The organism is Collinsella aerofaciens (genome assembly GCF_015670745.1).
GTDB lineage: Bacteria > Actinomycetota > Coriobacteriia > Coriobacteriales > Coriobacteriaceae > Collinsella > Collinsella aerofaciens_T.
Genome location: NZ_JADPCH010000009.1, coordinates 1 through 16,910, shown reverse-complemented (window position 1 = coordinate 16,910; position 16,910 = coordinate 1). Strand labels below are relative to the sequence as shown.

Here is a 16,910-nt window from a genome sequence, read left to right as displayed (position 1 = left end):
ATGTCGTTGTGTTGAGCTTACCGGGAGGTTGCTATGTGGGCATACGAGACGACGTTCTATCAGATCTATCCGCTGGGCTTTTGCGGAGCTCCGCGCGAAAACGCCGCGCCCGTTGCCGAGGATGAGCTCGCCCAGGCTGCCAACGCCGCGCCCAACCCCGATGCGCCCATCATGAAGATCGCCAAATGGGCCGACTACCTGCAAAAACTCGGTATCGGCGCTGTGCTCATTAACCCGCCGCTCGAATCCGATAGCCATGGCTACGACACGCGCAGCCTGCGCCACATCGACTGCCGCCTGGGTGGGGACGCCGACTTTGCCGCCGTGTGCGAGACGCTGCATGCCCACGGCATCCGCGTGGTGCTCGACGCTGTCTTCAACCACGTCGGTCGCGGCTTTTGGGCCTTCCGCGATGTGCAGGAGCGTAAGTGGGACTCGCCGTACAAGGACTGGTTCCACATTAGCTTTGACGGCGACTCCTGCTATGGCGACGGCTTTTGGTACGAGGGCTGGGAAGGCCATTTTGAGCTTGTGAAGCTCAACCTGCAAAATCCCGCTGTGGTCGATTACCTGCTCGAGTCTGTGCGCCGTTGGGCCGAGGTCTTTGGCGTCGACGGCCTGCGCCTGGACGTTGCCTATATGCTCGACCGCGACTTTATGCGCCGCCTGCACGCCTTTGCCCGTGAGCTCAAGCCCGACTTCGCGCTGATCGGCGAGACGCTCCACGGCGACTACAACCAGATCGTCAACGATGAGATGCTCGACTCCTGCACCAACTACGAGTGCTACAAGGGCCTGTACTCCAGCTTTAACTCGGTCAACATGTTCGAGATCGCGCACTCGCTGCACCGTCAGTTTGGCGGCGACCCCTGGTGCATCTACCGCGGCAAACACCTGCTGTCGTTTGTCGACAACCACGACGTGCCGCGCCTGGCGAGCATCCTCACCGACAAGTCGTGCCTGCGTCCCGCCTATGGCATGCTGTTTGGCATGCCGGGCATCCCGTGCGTCTACTATGGCAGCGAGTGGGGGATTCCTGGCGAAAAGGGCGGCCCCGATGGCGACTGGGCGCTGCGCCCTGTGCTCGATGAGCCTGCGCCCAACGAGCTGACGGCGTTCATCACGCAGCTCGCGCACCTTCGCTCGACCGACGACGCAGCTGCCCGTGCTCTTAACTACGGTGCCTATCGCAACGTGGTGATCCAGAATAAACAGCTGCTGTTCGAGCGCGCCTGCGACGATGCGACGGTGCTCGTGGCAGTGAACGCCGTGGACGAGCCTTACACCTTTGGCGCCGGCGAGCTCAACGGCTCCTTTGTCGACCTGCTTGCCGACGGCGCGCCCACGGTCGAGCTGGCGGGCTCCCTTGAGCTTGCGCCCTACGAGGTGCGTTATCTGCTGAGGGCCTAGGCCATGGCTGCGTCCGACGAGGGCTATCAACATATTGAGCATGGGTTTGAGCCCGTGTTTGACGAGCGCTCGCGCGTTTTGGTGCTGGGGTCGTTTCCCTCGGTGCTCTCGCGTGCCAATGCCTTCTACTACGGCAATCCGCAGAACCGCTTTTGGCGCGTGATGGCCGCGTGCCTCGGTGTGCCCGTGCCGCCCAACGAGGGCGATCCTTTGGCAAGCGGTGAGCCCGCGACGCTCGATGCCTCGATTGCCGTCAAGCGGGCCATGCTACTGAACGGCGGCGTGGCCCTGTGGGATGTGATCGAGAGCTGCGACATTGAGGGCTCGAGCGACGCGAGCATTCGCAACGTTGTGCCGGCACATATCGAGCGCATTACCGGCACAGCTCCCATTGGGCGGGTGATATGCAACGGTGGTACAGCTGGCCGGCTCTACAAGCGCTATCTACAAGAACGCACCGGGCTGTCCGCCATCGTCCTGCCCTCGACAAGTCCCGCCAATGCAGCGTGGCGTCTGGAACGTCTTGTTGAGCGTTGGCATGCAGCCGTTGACTGGGCCGCTCTCTAATTTAGATATTGGATTGAGCATGGGTGCTGAGGCGTTTGATGATGGTGCGCCAGATCGGCGCGGGCAGCGCGGGCTCGACACGCACCATGCCGTCGGCGTCGACACTATCGGCATTGCTACCTCCAAGCAGCTGCGCATGTTCAATGGAGCAGCCCATGCGCACGGCGCCCACAAGCTTATCCATCGCTTCCGAAAATGGTCGGCGCAAGAGGCCCATGCGTGGGGAATGGCGAAGCGCCGCGATGCCGCTGCCGGCGCAGATGGCAACGCCGCCACACCACAATTGGTCATGGCGCTCACATGCCTTGTGCAGGCGAACGGCGGTCCCGCGCGCCTGCTCAGTGCCCTCTTGTGCGGCTCGAATCGCGGCATAGACGCGCGTTCCCGTACCGCCAAAGCGCTCAAGCGCCTGCTCGATGGCTGTCAACGTCTCATCGTCAGCCACATCTTCAATGGCCAGCACGATGCCATCGGCAACGCTGCCGGCGTCATTTGCCTTCAAGTCGACCGGGCGGGGGAGCGCGGTGCCAGAAAGCTGTGCATAGGCGGCGATGGCATCCTGCAGGTCCCAAAGCAAAAACTCAAGATCGGCGCTATTGGGAATGCTGATATACGCAATGGTTTGCAGTGTTTTTGGTACATCGCCGTGTGTGGTCGGCTCCATGCTGCCTCCTTTCCGGTTGGTTTCCGTTTAGGTTACACCGTCCGGCGGCGCCCCGCCGCGCTATCCTAGTGCAACCCTTACGAAAGGAACGCCATGCGACTGCCCATGAATACCTCGCTTGCCACGCTCAAGCCCTCCGGTATCCGCCGAATCAACGCGCTCGCCGCCCAGCACCCGGGGTGCATCGCGCTTGCGCTTGGCGAGCCCGATTTTCCCACGCCCGATGTGATTAGCGCCGAGGTGACCGCCGCACTGGACCGCGGTGACACGCACTATCCGCCCAACAACGGTCGCCCCGCCCTGCGTGAGGCGTTGTCTACCTACATGGGAGACGTGGGCCTTACGTTTTCGGCCGACGAGGTCATCCTGACCGATGGCGCGACTGAGGCCCTGTCGGCAGCATTCATGGCTATGCTCAACCCCGGCGACGAGGTCATCATCCCCACGCCGGCCTTTGGCCTGTACGAGAGCATCGTCGTGGCCAACCACGCCAAAGCGGTCTTTTTGGATACGGAGCCTACGCAATTCCAGATTGACGAGGACGCACTTCGTGCCTGTGTGACGCCGGCGACCAAGGCCATCGTCATCTGCTCGCCCAACAACCCCACGGGCTGCATCCTCAGCGCAGCATCGCTCGACGCCGTGGCGCGCGTGGCAGAGCAGGCGGGCATCTACGTGGTCTGCGACGACGTATACAACCGCCTGGTTTATGTGGATGGCTACGAGCGCTTTGCCCAGCGTCACCCGGAGCTGCGTGAACAGACGGTCATCATCGAGAGCTTCTCCAAGCCCTGGTCCATGACCGGCTGGCGCCTGGGCTGGCTCGCGGCAGCGGCACCCGTCATCGCCGAGATCGCCAAGGCTCACCAATACTTAGTATCGAGTGCCGTCTCCTTCGAAATGGACGCCGCAGCCCGAGCCCTGACCGTCGACCCAACCCCCATGCTCAAAGTCTACCGAGCCCGTCGCGAACGCGTACTCGCAGCCTTAGACGCCATGGGCCTCGACGTAGTGGAACCAGCCGGCGCCTTCTACGCTTTCCCGAGCATCAGACAGTACGGCCTAACCAGCGAAGACTTCTGTATCAAAGCCATCAAAGAAGCAAACGTAGCCCTAGTCCCGGGCGACTGCTTCGGCACCGAAGGCCACATCCGCCTAAGCTACTGCGTTTCCGACCAAGATTTGGACGAAGGCCTAAATCGCCTGTCCACCTTCATTTCAACCTTATAGCCCAACGGGACGCAACACATCAGCCCACCGACCCAAGCATTATGAGTGGGGCGCGTCGCTCAACGGACACGAGGATTCGCAGCAAAGTTACCGCAGCTCCGGTCCGAGGGGCCGGGTTGAGATTTTCGTAGATTCCGCACGAGCCGAAGAGCACTTAATGTGCTCTTCGTGCGAGCCAGGACTTGACCGAGCGAAAATCTCAACCCGGCCCCTCGGACCGGAGCGTATGCAGGGTTTGTGTACGAATCCTCGCGCCCGTTGACCGACGCCGGGGTCCCCGCCATAATACTTTCGGTTCACGCACGAATCCGCTGCCAGAGACAGCCGGCGCAAACGGGTCTTACCCGCGAGCTTAATGGGACTTCCCGCCAGCCGAGGTGGTCGAGTAGATATGTCTTCTCGCCCCCGTCGCTCATGCAGCGCGGGGGCTTTCTTTTTGGACATGCCCCCGTCACGTCCTTGTGGCGGACCGTGCCCGGAAAGAATTCGAGGAGGTGTAATTCATGCCCCAGCAGTACAAAATCGACAAGGTTGCAGAGATCGAGTCCCGTATCGCCGAGAACGCCGGTCTGTTCGTCGTCAACTACAACGGTCTGACGGTTAAGCAGGCTCAAGAGCTGCGTCATCAGCTTCGCGAGTGCGGCGCCGAGATGAAGGTCTACAAGAACAACCTGGTCAAGATCGCCCTCAAGAACCAGGAGCAGCCCGAGCTCGACGAGATCCTCGCCGGCCCCGTTGCTTATGTGTTCTACGAGACCGAGCCGGTCGAGTCCGCTAAGGCCCTTAAGGACTTCTCCGCTAAGTCCAAGGGCGTCCTTGAGATCAAGGGCGGTATCTCCGACGGCAAGGCCGTTTCCGCTGATGATGTTAAGGCTATCGCCGAGCTGCCCACCAAGGATCAGCTTCTCGGCCAGATCGCCGGTCTCATCTCCGGTTTCGCTCGCGACATCGCTGTCTGCGTCAACGGCGTTTCCTCTGGTCTCGCTCGTTCGATCCAGCAGGTCTCCGAGCAGAAGGCAGCCTAGTTGCTGTTTTCACCCGCGGCGGCAACGCCGCACCCCTGGCGCTTTCGCGCCGTGTTTTAACTGATCTCCGTGCATCCGCACGGAAACCGAAAGGACTTAGAAATGGCTAAGCTTACCACCGATGAGATCATCGATGCTCTTAAGGAAATGACCCTTCTCGAGGCTTCCGAGCTCGTTAAGGCTATCGAGGACACCTTCGGCGTTTCCGCCGCTGCTCCTGCCGCTGTTGTCGCCGCTCCCGCTGCTGGCGCTGCTGAGGCCGAGGAGAAGACCGAGTTTGACGTCGTGCTCGAGGGCTTCGGCGACAACAAGATCCAGGTCATCAAGGCCGTCCGTGAGCTCACCAACCTTGGCCTGAAGGAGGCCAAGGAGGTCGTCGAGGGCGCTCCCAAGGCTGTTCTCGAGGGTGCCAAGAAGGAGGACGCCGAGGCTGCCAAGGAGAAGCTCGAGGCTGCTGGCGCTGCTGTCACCCTCAAGTAATCAGGCTTTCTCGCCAGATTTCTTTGCAGGCGGGGTTCGCATTGCGAGCCCCGTCTTTTTTGTTTTTCAGTCCCTCGACATCGGTAGCTCAAACTGCCGTATTCTGTGATTTGCGTCGTATCGGGTGCCCTGCCGTTGGGCAATAAAATTGCACCATTCGAGCAATAATTTGCGTTGACCTGCTGAAGAATTGTCTCTGCCTTGTAGCGACATATAGTTCCAGCGGTAAGATGCTTGGGTATCGCAATTTGGTCTGCGGCCGTGCGCCGCACGCATGGGGCGCTTTTGCGCCTGCGAAAGGATCTTTGAATAACATGAAGGCAATCATCCCCGCCGCCGGTCTTGGCACGCGTTTTCTGCCTGGCACCAAGTGCACGCCCAAAGAGATGCTGCCGGTGCTCGACAAGCCCGTCATTCAGTACGTCGTCGAGGAGGCGCTCGACCCCGAGGAAGTCGACGACGCCATCATCGTTACATCTCCCGGTAAGCCCGAGCTACTGAACTACTTCCAGCCCGATCGCTCGCTCGAGAACCTGCTGCGCGAGCGCGGCAAGAACGCCTATGCCGATGCCGTCGCCCACGCTGGCGGTATGCCGGTCGACTTCCGTTATCAGTACGAGCCCAAGGGCCTCGGCCATGCTATCCGCTCTGCTGCCGACGCCGTGGCAGGGGAGAACTTCCTGGTTCTTCTGGGCGACTACGTTGTGCCTAATCGCGACATCTGCGACAAGATGCTCGCCGTTTCCAAGGAGCACGGTGGAGCTTCGGTTATCGCCGTCGCTGCTTGCTTGCCCGAGGAAGTCAGCCGCTACGGCGTTATCGCCGGCGAGCGCGTCGGTTCGCTCGAGGGCGCCGAGGACGTTGCCGATGCAGAGCCGGGCGCTGTCTGGCGCATCGGCGGTCTGGTCGAGAAGCCCGCTCCCGAGGCGGCTCCGTCCAACCTGTACATTGTCGGCCGTTATCTGCTGAGCCCGCTGGTCATGGACCTGCTCGCTGATCAGCAGGCCGGCAAGGGCGGCGAGATTCAGCTTACCGACGCCATGGCCCGCTCGCTCGACCGCGAGGCCATGTACGCGGTCGTCATCGACCCGCTGTCGGGCTACGACACCGGCACTCCCTCTGGCTGGATGGCCACCAACGCTCTCATGGCTGCAAGCGATCCTCGCTTTGCAAGCGCCTTCTGGGACGCCATCGACGAGCGCGGCGGCTTGATGCGCAAGTAAGCCTTCGGACATCGACATTTACGGGCGCGGACCTCGGTTCGCGCCCGTTTTTTATAAGAGCTGCGATTGCCGGCTCTCTGTTCACAGAAAATATATGAACAGATGTTCGGTATACCACTATCTACCTGCGTGTTTTCTGTCGAAAAACTTTGCTACTCCAAAAACTCAATCGCGTCAAGGCTTTTCTTGCCCAACGGTCGGTACCTGATAAACTATTAGGTTGCGATAACTGGCGAAGCTATGCCTCGCCAACCCACCGAGCATTTCCGTGAAGGAGGAAAAACCTGGTGACCTACGCATACACTGCCACTGAGCGCAAGCGCGTCAGCTTCGGGAAAATCCCGGAGGCCATGGAGCTCCCCAACCTTATCTCTGTTCAAAGGGAATCCTTTGAGCGTTTTAAGGACGAGGGCCTTCGTGAGGCGTTCAAGGAATCCAGCCCCATCCAGAGCCAGAACCATGTTCTCGAGGTTACCTTCGGCGAGCATCAGTTCGGCGACCCCGCGCACACCGTCGAGGAGTGCCGCGAGAAGGATATGACCTATCAGGCTCCGCTTCTGACCGACGTCCGTCTCACCAACAAGGAGACCGGCGAGATCAAGGAGCAGCTCGTCTTTATGGGCGACTTCCCCATGATGACCGATCAGGGCACCTTCATCATCAACGGTACCGAGCGTATCGTCGTCTCGCAGCTCGTCCGCTCCCCGGGCGTGTACTACAGCTCCGAGATGGATTCGGGCAAGCAGATCTACAAGGCCCAGATCATCCCGTCCCGCGGTGCCTGGCTTGAGTTTGAGGTCGACAAGCGCGACCAGCTCATGGTCTCCATTGACCGTAAGCGCAAGCAGAGCGCAACGATGTTCCTGCGCGCCCTTGGCATCGCTGTCACCAACGACGACATCATCGAGCTGCTCGGCAACTCCGATGTGATCAAGCGCACCCTCGAGCGCGATACCGCCCTCACCCGCGAGGATGCCCTTATCGAGATCTACCGTCGCCTGCGCCCGGGAGAGCCTCCCACCGTGGACGCTTCCCGCAGCCTGCTCGAGGGCCTGCTCTTCAACCCGCAGCGCTACGATCTGGCCCGCGTCGGTCGTTACAAGGTCAACAAGAAGCTCAACCTCACCACCGAGGAAGAGGTCACGGTGCTCACCGACGAGGATATCGTCGCGACGCTGCGCTACCTGCTGTCCCTCGCTGCCGGCGAGCAGGGCTTCAAGGTCGACGACATCGACCACTTTGGCAACCGCCGCATCCGTACCGTCGGCGAGCTCGTCGCCAACCAGTTCCGTATCGGCATGAGCCGTATGGAGCGCGTCGTCCGTGAGCGCATGAGCTCCCAGGACATCGACGAGATCACCCCGCAGTCGCTCATCAACATCCGCCCGATCGTGGCCTCCATCAAGGAGTTCTTCGGTTCCTCGCAGCTCTCGCAGTTCATGGACCAGGCGAACCCCCTGACCGGTCTGACCCACAAGCGCCGTCTGTCCGCACTCGGCCCTGGCGGTCTTGCCGGCCACAAGTCTGGCTCCAGCCGCCGCACCAACGTGCCGACGGCCGTCCGCGACGTCCACAACTCGCACTACAGCCGCATGTGCCCGATCGAGACCCCCGAAGGCCCCAACATCGGCCTGATCGGCTCGCTCGCCCTCTACGCCCGCGTCAACGAGTACGGCTTCATCGAGGCTCCGTTCCGTCGCGTCGAGAACGGCGTTGCCACCGACCAGATCGACTGGATGACCGCTGACGAGGAAGAGAAGCACGTCATCGCGCCGGCCAACACGCCGCTCGATCCCAAGACCAACGAGTTCATCACGACCGATGCCGAGGGCAAGCTTGTTCGCCCGCACACCGTGATCGCCCGTACCCGCGACTTCGACGGCTCCTTCGGCGCTCCCGCCGACGTGCCTGTCGAGGACGTCGACTACATGGACGTCTCGCCGCGTCAGATGCTCTCCGTCGCAGCCACGCTGATCCCGTTCCTCGAGCACGACGACGCCAAGCGTACGCTGATGGGCGCTAACATGCAGCGTCAGGCCGTGCCGCTGGTTCACCCTGCCGCTCCCTATGTCGGTACCGGCATGGAGCGTCGCGCCGCTCTGGACTCTGGCGAGGTCACCCTGGCCAAGAACGCCGGCGAGGTCATCTTTGCCGACGCCGCCAAGATCATCGTCAAGCATGCCGGCGGCATGGACGAGTATCACCTGGCCAAGTACCAGCGCTCCAACCAGTCCACCTGCATCAACCACCGTCCGCTCGTGCGCGTCGGTGACACCGTTGAGCAGGGCGAGCCCCTGGCTGACGGTCCTTCGACCGATCATGGCGAGCTCGCACTGGGTCAGAACCTCACCGTGGCATACATGCCGTGGGAAGGCTTCAACTACGAGGACGGTATCGTCGTGTCCGAGCGCCTGGTGGCCGAGGACCTGCTGACGACCATCAACATCACCCGTCACGAGATCGATGCCCGCGACACCAAGCTCGGCCCCGAGGAGATCACCCGCGAGATCCCGAACCTCTCTGAGGATATGCTTGCCAACCTCGACGAGGACGGCATTATCCGCATCGGCGCCGAGGTCGGCCCTGGCGACATCCTGGTCGGCAAGGTCACGCCTAAGGGCGAGAGCGCTCTGACCGCCGAGGAGCGCCTGCTGCGCGCCATCTTCGGTGCCAAGGCCCACGACGTTCGCGACACCTCCCTTAAGATGCCTCACGGCGCTTACGGCCGCGTCATCGACGTCGTCCGCTTTAGCCGCGAGAACGGCGACGATCTGGCCCCCGGCGTCAACGAGCAGGTGCGCGTCTACGTCGCCCAGCGTCGTAAGATCCAGCAGGGCGATAAGATCGCCGGCCGCCACGGCAACAAGGGTGTTATCTGTAACGTTCTGCCGGTCGAGGACATGCCCTACATGGCTGACGGTACCCCGATCGACGTTATCCTCAACCCGCTGGGCGTTCCTTCGCGTATGAACGTCGGCCAGCTGCTCGAGTGCCACCTTGGCTGGGCTGCTGCCTGCGGTTGGGATACCGAGCAGGCCGACTCCGACAAGTACGTCCCCGGTCCGTTCTTCACCGCCACGCCTGTCTTCGACGGCGCCAAGGAGGATGAGATCGCCGAGGTCATTCGTCGTGCCAACAAGAACATGCTCAACAAGGCCACCGCTGCCTTTGGCGATCACATGCGTCCCGAGTTCGTCATCCAGCTTGACGAGCGCGGCAAGACCCGTCTGTTCGACGGCCGCACCGGCGAGGAGTTCCGCGAGCCCATTACCGTGGGTACGTCCTACATCCTCAAGCTCGGCCACATGGTCGACGACAAGATCCACGCCCGTTCGACCGGCCCTTACAGCCTGGTTACCCAGCAACCGCTGGGCGGCAAGGCTCAGTTCGGCGGCCAGCGCTTCGGCGAGATGGAAGTTTGGGCACTGTACGCATACGGTGCTGCCAACGTCCTGCAGGAGATCCTGACCGTCAAGTCCGACGATACCGTGGGCCGCGTCAAGACCTACGAGTCCATCGTCAAGGGCGAGAACGTCCCGGTTCCGGGTATCCCCGAGTCCTTCAAGGTTCTCGTCAAGGAGATCCGTTCCCTCGCACTGGACATCGAGCCCATGCACGATGCCGACGAGGACGCCTCCGCCCCTGTGACCGCCGAGGAGACCTCTGCTCTCGACGACCTGGCTGCGCTCGCCGGCGTTGACACCGACGTCGAGGCCCAGGATGCCGAGACCGCCGAGGCACCCGAGGCTGTCGCCGCCACGACCACTGATAAGGAGTAGTTGACTGTGGCAGATTTCGAAGCTACTGATTTTGACTCGGTAAAGATCTCCCTTGCCTCCGCCGACCAGATCCGTTCCTGGTCGCACGGTGAGGTCAAGAAGCCGGAGACCATCAATTACCGTACCCTCAAGCCCGAGAAGGACGGCCTGTTCTGCGAGAAGATCTTCGGTCCCGCCAAGGACTGGGAGTGCTCCTGCGGCAAGTACAAGGGCATCCGCTTTAAGGGCATCGTCTGCGAGCGCTGCGGCGTCGAGGTCACCTCGGCCAAGGTTCGTCGCGAGCGCATGGGTCACATCGAGCTCGCCGCTCCCGTGTCCCACATCTGGTACTTCAAGAGCCCCACGAGCTTCCCGATGAGCCGTATGCTCGACATCAAGTCCAAGGACCTCGAGAAGGTTCTGTACTTTGCCAGCTACATCATCACCGAGGTCGACTACGAGGCTCGCGAGGCCGACGCTGACGACCTGCGCGAGGAGCTCGCCGCCGATCTGGAAGAGATCGATGCCGAGTGCGCCCGCCAGATCGAGTCCCTCAAGGAGCAGGGCAACCCCGAGAACTTCGACGAGTTCTCCGACGAGGAGCCGCTGACCCCCGAGGAGATCGCCTCTGGCATCGTCGACATCGAGGAAGAGTGCAAGGACGAGAAGCAGCTCCGCACGGACGCCTTCAACGCCTTCATGAAGCTTACCGAGCGCGACCTCATCTCCGATGAGCCGCTGTTCCGCGAGATGACCCGTTACTACTCCATGTACTTCAAGGGTGGTATGGGTGCCGAGGCCGTCCGCGACCTGCTCGCTGCCATCGACCTCCCCTCCGAGGCCGAGAAGCTCAAGGCCATCATCGCCGACGAGGATTCCCAGAAGCAGAAGCGCGAGAAGGCCGTTAAGCGCCTCGAGGTCGTTGACGCCTTCCTGAAGGGCGGCAACAACCCCGCGAACATGATCCTGGATGTCATCCCGGTCATTCCGCCCGATCTGCGCCCGATGGTCCAGCTCGACGGCGGCCGCTTCGCCGCGTCCGACCTCAACGACCTGTATCGTCGCGTGATCAACCGTAACAACCGACTCAAGCGCCTGCTCGACCTGGACGCCCCTGCGATTATCGTGAACAACGAGAAGCGCATGCTCCAGGAGTCCGTGGACGCCCTGTTCGACAACGGCCGTCGTGGTCGCCCGGTCTCTGGCCGTGGCGGTCGCCCGCTCAAGTCGCTCGCCGAGGCCCTCAAGGGCAAGCAGGGTCGTTTCCGTCAGAACCTGCTGGGTAAGCGTGTCGACTACTCCGGCCGTTCGGTTATCGTTACCGACCCCAAGCTGCTGCTGCACCAGTGCGGTCTGCCCAAGACCATGGCGCTGGAGCTCTTCAAGCCCTTCGTCATGAAGCGCCTGGTCGAGCTTGGCAAGGTCGAGAACATCAAGGGCGCCAAGCGCGCTATCGACCGTGGTGCCACCTTTGTGTGGGACATCCTCGAAGAGGTCATCGACGGCCGCGTCGTGCTGCTCAACCGTGCACCGACCCTGCACCGTCTGTCCATCCAGGCCTTTGAGCCGGTGCTGGTCGAGGGCAAGGCTATCCACCTGCATCCGCTGGTCTGCTCGCCCTTCAACGCCGACTTCGACGGCGACCAGATGTCTGTCCACGTGCCGCTGTCCAGCCAGGCTCAGGCCGAGGCCCGCGTGCTCATGCTCTCTGCGAACAACCTGCGCTCGCCGGCATCCGGCAAGCCGGTCAACATCCCCTCGCAGGACATGATCATCGGTGTGTACTACCTGACCCAGGTCCGCGACGGTCTGCCGGGCGAGAACCACGTGTTCGCCAGCTTTGACGACGCGCTGCACGCCTATGACTGCCGCTCCGAGGTCGACATGCAGGCCAAGATTCAGGTCCGCGTGTCCGCTGCCGACGCCAATGTCATCAACGAGGACGGCACCCGTATCTTCCGCGTCAAGAACGGCAAGAACGAGTTTGTCGACTACGACGTCACCGGCAACAAGACCGCGCGCTTCGAGACCTCCATCGGCCGCATCATCTTCAACCGCCAGTGCCTGCCCGAAGACTATGAGTTCATGAACTACAAGATGGTCAAGGGCGACGTGGCCAAGCTGGTTGCCGACTGCTGCGATCGCTATCCCGAGGCCAAGGTCGGTCCGATCCTCGACGCCATCAAGTACTCCGGCTTCCACTACGCTACCCGCGCCGGCCTCACCATCTCGGTGTGGGACGCTCTCATCCCTGCCGAGAAGCAGGAGCTGCTCGACCGCGCCCAGGCCAACGTCGACCAGATCAACGAGTACTTCGAGGAGGGCTTCATCAACGAGACGGAGCGCCACATCGAAGTCGTTAACGAGTGGACCGCTTGCACCGACAAGGTTGCAGCGCTCATGCTCGACTTGTTCGACGAGGAGAACCCGCTCTACATGATGGCCGACTCCGGCGCCCGTGGTTCTAAGACCCAGCTGCGTCAGCTCGGCGGCATGCGTGGCCTGATGGCAGACATGTCCGGCGAGACGATCGACCTTCCCATTAAGGCGAACTTCCGCGAGGGCCTGCTGCCACTCGAGTACTTCATTTCGACCTACGGCGCCCGTAAGGGCCTGGTCGATACCGCATCCCACACTTCGGACTCTGGTTACCTGACCCGTCGTCTGGTCGACGTGGCCCAGGACGTCATCGTCCGCGAGGAGGACTGCGGTACGCACGAGGGCGTCACCTACAACCTCATCATCCCAGGCACCACCGACCTCAACACCGACCTCGTCGGCCGTTGCTTCATTGAGGACGTCGTGGCTCCCGATGGCACCGTGCTCTTTGAGCAGGACGGCTACATCGAGAAGGTCGCCGACATCCAGAAGATGGTCGATGCCGGCCTCAAGAAGGTCAAGCTTCGCGCACTGCTCACCTGCCGCTCCAAGTACGGCGTGTGCCAGAAGTGCTACGGCTGGGATCTTTCCACTCGTCGTCCGGTCGCCATCGGTACCGCAGTCGGCATTATTGCCGCCCAGTCCATCGGCGAGCCCGGTACGCAGCTTACGATGCGTACCATTCACTCCGGCGGCGTCGCTGGCGTCGACGATATTACGCAGGGTCTGCCTACGGTCAGCCGTATGTTCGATATCGTCGGCAACGTCAACGAGAAGATTCTGGGTCGCGAGGCCGAGCTGGCTCCGTACTCCGGTCACCTCTCGATTAAGCCCGAGAAGTCCGAGTACGTGCTGACGCTCACCGACTCCGAGGATCACACCCGTGTCCTCGACGAGCGTCGCGTTCCCGCTTCGGTGCGCTTTATGCCCGAGATCGAGGACGGCTGCGAGGTTCGCGCCGGCGACCAGATCACCAAGGGCTTCGTCAACTTCCGCAACCTGCGCAAGCTGACCGATATCGAGTCGACGATGCACACCTTCGTCGAGAGCGTCAAGGACGTCTACACCAGCCAGGGCGTCGACCTGAACGACAAGCACATCGAGGTGCTCGCACGTCAGATGCTGCGTCGCGTTCAGATCACCAACCCCGGTGACTCCAAGTACCTGCTTGGTCAGTACGTCGACCGCTACGAGTTCGCCGACGAGGTCGAGCGCGTTGTCCGTCTGGGCGGTCAGGCTCCCGTGGCCGAGCCCGTCATCCTGGGTACGCTCAAGGTCGCGTCCAACATCGACTCCTGGCTGTCGAGCGCTTCGTTCATCCGTACCGCCGGCGTCCTTACCGAGGCTGCCATCGAGGGCAAGGTCGATCACCTGCTCGACCTTAAGTCCAACGTCATCGTCGGTAAGAAGATCCCGGCTGGTACCGGCCTCAAGCCGTACGCCAACGCCAAGCTGACGTATCGCACGGCCGACGGCTACGTGGACATCGACGGCCCGGCTTCGCCCAACGCCAAGTCGCTGCCCGAGTGGGCTCCGGTGGAGCTCAAGGACCTGGACGAGCAGCTTCCGCAGCAGCTCGACTGGGCCGGCTACGACGAGTTCGGTGGTGCTGACGGTTCGTTCACCCGCAACGGCCACACCATCTCTGCCGAGAAGGCTCGCCTGTACCTGTTCGACGACCTGGGCGTGTCGCAGCGCTGGACCAACAAGTTCAGCGAGGTCGGCATCGAGACGGTCGGCGACCTGGTTGGCAAGTCCGAGGAGGATCTGCTGCGCATCGATGGCATCGGTGCCAAGGCGATCGAGGAGCTCCGTGACGGCCTGGAGGCCCACGACCTGCTCTACATCCTCGAGAACAACGACGACGTTGCCGACGAGGAAGACCTCTCGCAGCTGCTGCAGATGGTCTTTAGCCCCGACGGTCCGGACGATATCCTGCTGGGTACCTCCGCTCCGACGCATCACGCCGACGCCGACGAGGAGCTCCTGGGCGCCCCGATCGACGACAAGAAGGCTCCCGCCAACGGCGCGATCAACGAGGACATGGCTTCCCTCGACGAGCTGCTCAACCAGCTCGTGGACACCGACGACGCCGAAGAGGCCAAGGACAACGACGAGGAGTAATTTCCTAGTACGTTAACCGCCCTTCCAAAGACCCGTTTCCCAACAGGGAAGCGGGTCTTTTTTGTTGAAGAAAACCTGCCAAAAAGGGACAGGTTTATTTTGGTAGGTTTTTCCTGCTTGAATTTGAAACATTCTGTTCGGTCAAAGCGTATCTATGGTGAGGACCTCAGCAAGAATCATTAACGTCACCGGGTGGTGATTATGGAAGAACAAGCATTTAGACAGGCGGTCGAGGATCACCGTGATGTCGTGTTTCGGATCGCATTGACGTACCTGCGCGATCGCGCCGATGCCGATGATGTTGTCCAAGATGTCTTTCTTAAGTTGCTTAAAAGCGATGGACACTTTGAAAGTTGGGAACATCTTCGTCGCTGGCTTATCCGGGTCACGATCAATGAATGCAAATCGCTCTTTCGAAAGCCATGGAGGCGTGTGGAGGATATTGAGAACCTGGCCGATTCGCTTTCGGCGGCGCAGGATGAGACCAAGGCGGTCCTGTCAGACGTTATGCGACTTCCGGAGCGATTCCGCGTTCCCATCGTGCTCTATTACTATCTGGGCTTTTCGACCTCAGAGATTGCCGAGTTGATGCATGTACCAGCCGCGACCGTTCGAACGCGTTTAGCTCGTGGTCGATCGAAGCTCAAATTCATCCTAGAGGAGGGCGACCGTGAAATCCAATCAAATCAAGCAGGCCTTCGAGTCCATCCAAGCCGATAGCGACCTTGCCGACCGTGTTATTGATGCTGCGGCTGGAGAGCCGCTTCGTCGAAAGGGTCACGCGAAGCCTCTGTATGTTGCCGTAATCGGATGTCTTGCCGGAGTACTGGCGACCGGAGGGGTCGCCTACGCCGTTATCAATTCCAGCTATTTTGCCTCAGCCTGGGGAAACCACGGCAATGGGGATTCCATTACCTGGACCAACGGTGGCTCATCGGGGACTAAATACACCTACACCAGAGAGTTTGGTGATGGCATCGCGCCCCAGAGCCTGGAGGGTTCAGTACAGAAGGTTAATCTGTCCGTCGAGGGTAACGGCTATACGCTCGATATCCATGAGATGGCTATCGATAAAAACGGTTGCGGTGCCGTGACGTTTACGCTGTCCAATCCAAATGGAGTTAACTACTACAAGCCGGCAGCAGAGACAGGCGAACTTGTTCTCTATGGTGAAGAAGAACAAGGCATCGGCACGCCCAGCATGAACTTCGGCGAGGAATGGGCTGACACACGCTGCACCATTGATAAGGACACATCAAGCGATGCTGTCATTAATGGCACGATGTACTTTGCTTCTATGGATCGCGAGCGAGGTTTTCAACATGCGGTCACCTGGAATATCTCGTGGACCGAGGGCGAAGGCGAGGATGCGAAGCCGTTCGAGGCATCGACGCCCGAGTTTAGCGTCGGAGCGTACGTCGATACAAAGGAACTCCGCTCCGATGACTCGCCTCTCGAGATCAGCCCGTTTTCCATCCAGACGCACATCGATGATCTGGGCATTGACGCAGTCACGAAAAAGTTGACCGTTACCTACAAGGATGGATCGGAGCAGATTATCGAAGATGATACTGCGGGCGCGTACAATTTCTATGTCTCGCTGACGCGCAATAGCGGAGAGAACATCTCGGTGCCGACAAAACTGATCAATGTCGATCAAGTGGTCTCGGTAACCCTTGAGGGCACGAGGTACACATCAACAGGAGAGACCGAAACAGAAGTACCCTTTACGATCGTTTATTCGTAAAGTCTGGGCCGCTTCCCAAGTGGGGAAGCGGCCTTTTTAGCGTTATATGGACGAGTAGATTGGACGTTATTCGTCTGATTCTCGGAAGAACGTGGCAAATGGATGCGAATCACCGTGAAGAGTGGCGTTTTCCCAGATAAAACCGACCAAAATAAACCTGTCCCTTTTTGGAAGGGAACGTTGCCCCGACGAGCACGTCGGATTCCCGGCCCGGGCGGCCCGCTGTTTAAGTTTGTCGCGAGTTCCGCACGCAAAGGAAAGCACTTAATGTGCTTTCCGTCTTGCGCAGGACTGTAGAGCAGC

Annotated in this window: 11 protein-coding genes; 10 read left to right on the top strand and 1 reads right to left on the bottom strand. The window is 60.8% G+C overall.

Annotated elements, in window-relative coordinates; translation table 11 throughout:
- Nucleotides 1–33: 33 nt before the first annotated feature.
- Entirely contained in the window at nt 34–1,410 is a 1,377-nt protein-coding gene (locus tag I4W07_RS04510) for an alpha-amylase family glycosyl hydrolase (RefSeq protein ID WP_196025765.1), read from the top strand.
- 3 nt (nt 1,411–1,413) lie between these two features.
- On the top strand, nt 1,414–1,977 hold the full coding sequence (locus I4W07_RS04505; RefSeq protein ID WP_196025764.1) for a uracil-DNA glycosylase family protein: 564 nt from the start codon (nt 1,414–1,416) through the stop codon (nt 1,975–1,977).
- A 1-nt stretch (nt 1,978) separates the two neighbouring features.
- On the opposite strand, the gene I4W07_RS04500 is transcribed toward I4W07_RS04505, so the two are convergent.
- Nucleotides 1,979–2,641 carry a hypothetical protein gene (locus I4W07_RS04500; RefSeq protein WP_196025763.1) on the bottom strand — a complete coding sequence of 221 codons (663 nt, stop codon included), beginning with the start codon at nt 2,639–2,641 and terminating at the stop codon, nt 1,979–1,981.
- 93 nt (nt 2,642–2,734) lie between these two features.
- Here I4W07_RS04500 and I4W07_RS04495 point away from each other — a divergent pair, with 93 nt between their 5' ends.
- From I4W07_RS04495 to I4W07_RS04460, 8 genes are all read left to right on the top strand, one after another.
- Entirely contained in the window at nt 2,735–3,871 is a 1,137-nt protein-coding gene (locus I4W07_RS04495) for a pyridoxal phosphate-dependent aminotransferase (protein ID WP_196025762.1), read from the top strand.
- A 503-nt stretch (nt 3,872–4,374) separates the two neighbouring features.
- Nucleotides 4,375–4,896, top strand: a complete 522-nt coding sequence (gene rplJ / locus I4W07_RS04490) for a 50S ribosomal protein L10 (protein WP_196025761.1) — start codon at nt 4,375–4,377, stop codon at nt 4,894–4,896.
- 102 nt (nt 4,897–4,998) lie between these two features.
- Nucleotides 4,999–5,376, top strand: a complete 378-nt coding sequence (gene rplL, locus I4W07_RS04485) for a 50S ribosomal protein L7/L12 (protein WP_006235005.1) — start codon at nt 4,999–5,001, stop codon at nt 5,374–5,376.
- A 314-nt stretch (nt 5,377–5,690) separates the two neighbouring features.
- A complete protein-coding gene (locus I4W07_RS04480) occupies nt 5,691–6,599 on the top strand; it encodes a UTP--glucose-1-phosphate uridylyltransferase (protein ID WP_196025760.1) in 909 nt (302 codons plus the stop codon).
- A gap of 287 nt (nt 6,600–6,886) precedes the next feature.
- Nucleotides 6,887–10,378, top strand: a complete 3,492-nt coding sequence (rpoB, locus tag I4W07_RS04475) for a DNA-directed RNA polymerase subunit beta (RefSeq protein ID WP_271739754.1) — start codon at nt 6,887–6,889, stop codon at nt 10,376–10,378.
- A 6-nt stretch (nt 10,379–10,384) separates the two neighbouring features.
- Nucleotides 10,385–14,860, top strand: coding sequence for a DNA-directed RNA polymerase subunit beta' (locus I4W07_RS04470; RefSeq protein WP_196025759.1), 4,476 nt, complete (start codon nt 10,385–10,387; stop codon nt 14,858–14,860).
- A gap of 201 nt (nt 14,861–15,061) precedes the next feature.
- Entirely contained in the window at nt 15,062–15,580 is a 519-nt protein-coding gene (locus I4W07_RS04465; protein ID WP_196025758.1) for an RNA polymerase sigma factor, read from the top strand.
- A complete protein-coding gene (locus I4W07_RS04460) occupies nt 15,531–16,607 on the top strand; it encodes a DUF4179 domain-containing protein (protein ID WP_196025757.1) in 1,077 nt (358 codons plus the stop codon). The genes I4W07_RS04465 and I4W07_RS04460 overlap by 50 nt, the downstream gene beginning before the upstream one ends.
- Nucleotides 16,608–16,910: the final 303 nt, after the last annotated feature.